Raw genomic sequence first — 2153 nt, 5'->3', positions numbered from 1 at the left:
AAGGATGTACAAAATCACTCGTTTTCTTGCACTAAATGATCCTTTAAACGATAGGAATTTCCCACCATTGTCACAACCTTCGCATGGTGTAAGATGCGATCTAAGATGGCATTTGCCAGCTTAGGCTCCTGAAATACTTCATCCCATGCCTTAAAGTTTACGTTCGTTGTTAAGATCGTACTGCGCTTTTCATATCGCATGTCAATCAGTTGGAAAAATAATTTCGCATCTTCTTGATCAATTGGCAAATAACCAATCTCATCAATGATTAATAGTTTATATTTTGTATAATGTTTTAGACGAGTTTCTAAGCGGTTCTCCAATCGTGCTCGTCTTAAATTCTGAATTAAATCATGGCATTTAATGAAATAGGTACTTGTTCTTTTCTTTGCTGCCGCAATCCCTATGGCGGTGGCCAAGTGTGTTTTGCCAACACCACTTGGTCCTAAGAAAACAATATTCTCGTTCTCTTCAATAAAGCGAAAGGTTAGAAAATCTTGAATCTGTTGCTGATTGACTGAGGTTTGGAAAGTGAAATCAAAATCTTTTATTTCTTTCATATGTGGAAATGCAGCCACCTTTACCATCGACTGCGTCATATTTTGTTCTCGCACATCAATTTCATAGTTGGTTAACTTGATTAACGTATCAATAAATGACAGCTGGTTCTGGACTCCGAAATCAATTACTTCATTTAAATGTAGAGTCATTTGCTTCAGCTTTAGATACTCTAGGTTTCTTAATAATTGTTGATAATTAGTGGATAGATTCATTATTTATACACTTCTCCAATCGTTGCTAGATTTTTCTTTGCCAAATCATCGATTTCCGGATAGTTATAGTAAGGGGCTGAAACAGCCAAACCTGCTTTATAATGTGCTTCCTGATAATTTAGCTTCGCTTTGCTGATTGGATGCTGTGCAATAAGTTTCATGTTATAATAAATCCATAAGTTGTTATCATACACTTGTAAACCTACTTTCTTTCCTTGATATTCTGGTGGTACGGAATACTGGTTTGATTTGTAGGAGATCATGTTGGATGCATTGACTTTTACTTGTGTGTGCTTAATGCGATAGGAATCTCTTACTTTATCAGTTGGTAGCTGGAGTAAGTGGTTCCTTTCTTTTTTATATTCAATCATTGGTATTCTTCCTGTCCCTTGGTGAATCTGGTGATTCACTCTGTTGGCTAACTCTTGTATAAATTGATGCAGTTCCTCTAAAGAGAATTGTCCTTGATAGGCATGAATTTCGTCTAACAATTTCATTGTCGTTTCGACTTTTCCCTTTGTCCTTGGTCTGCCAGCGATACAGGCTTTCACTTTAAAGCCAAAGTCTTTTGCGAATTGCTCAAACTTTGCATTCACTTTACCCGGATAATGTTCCGTTCTTGCTTCATCCATCACTGTTTTCATATTATCCGTAAGGAGTTCCTCAGGAACACCGCCAAACGTTTCAAAAGCTTCTGTTAGAAAGGAAAACAGCGTACTTTGTGACTTGGAAATACTCAAGTGGAATACTCGCAATCTTGAAGTAGATAGAATAAGCGCAGCTACATTGATCTCGACCTGCTCGCCATCTTTTGTTTCATATTGAATATTTTCCTTCCAATCTAATTGAGCTTGTTTACCTGGCGGAGTTTCATAGCGAACCGTCCCCTTCGGAGAAGCAATACGTTTGTCCTCCACAAAGTAAGCATTAAATTCAGGTATTCGAGCGATATAGGCTCGAAAGGTCGAAGCACCACAGTCTAAACCGTGATTATCCTTTAAGTACTGCCAAAGCACCCGCCGATAATAAAACACCTGTTTAGAATCCTCAGATAAAAGAGCAGCGATCACTTCATAATATTCATCAATTTTTGAGGACTTTTTTCTTGTCCTCTTGGGGACAAAACCATTTAGATATTTCTCAACTGTTCGTCGATCTACTCCAAGTTCTTCAGCCAATTTACTCTTATTAATTTTCATTTTCATATGCTCCATTATTTGTTTGAATTTTGGTAAGTCTGAAAGACTATTAATCTCAAAATTAACATCGACATTTAATGATATATACATGACTAGTCACCTCAAGACTAGTATGTAAAATGAAAGCAAATTTGTACATATTTATCCAAGCATTATTGTACATATTTAAAATAGCATTTCT

2 protein-coding genes are annotated in these 2153 nt (G+C 36.6%); both read right to left on the bottom strand.

The window, feature by feature from the left end:
* Nucleotides 1-14: 14 nt before the first annotated feature.
* Nucleotides 15-773 (bottom strand): IS21-like element helper ATPase IstB, encoded by a 759-nt coding sequence (gene istB / locus BCI01S_RS24390; RefSeq protein WP_061801337.1) that lies wholly within the window; start codon nucleotides 771-773, stop codon nucleotides 15-17.
* Nucleotides 773-2062 carry an IS21 family transposase gene (istA, locus tag BCI01S_RS24385; protein ID WP_061801336.1) on the bottom strand — a complete coding sequence of 430 codons (1290 nt, stop codon included), beginning with the start codon at nucleotides 2060-2062 and terminating at the stop codon, nucleotides 773-775. The genes istB and istA overlap by 1 nt, the downstream gene beginning before the upstream one ends.
* Nucleotides 2063-2153 lie beyond the last annotated feature (91 nt).

Origin of the sequence: Niallia circulans NBRC 13626 (assembly GCF_001591585.1) — a bacterium.
Taxonomy (GTDB): Bacteria; Bacillota; Bacilli; order Bacillales; family Cytobacillaceae; genus Niallia; species Niallia circulans.
The sequence above is the reverse complement of the archived record's forward strand: the minus strand, read 5'-3'. Positions and strand labels throughout refer to the sequence as shown.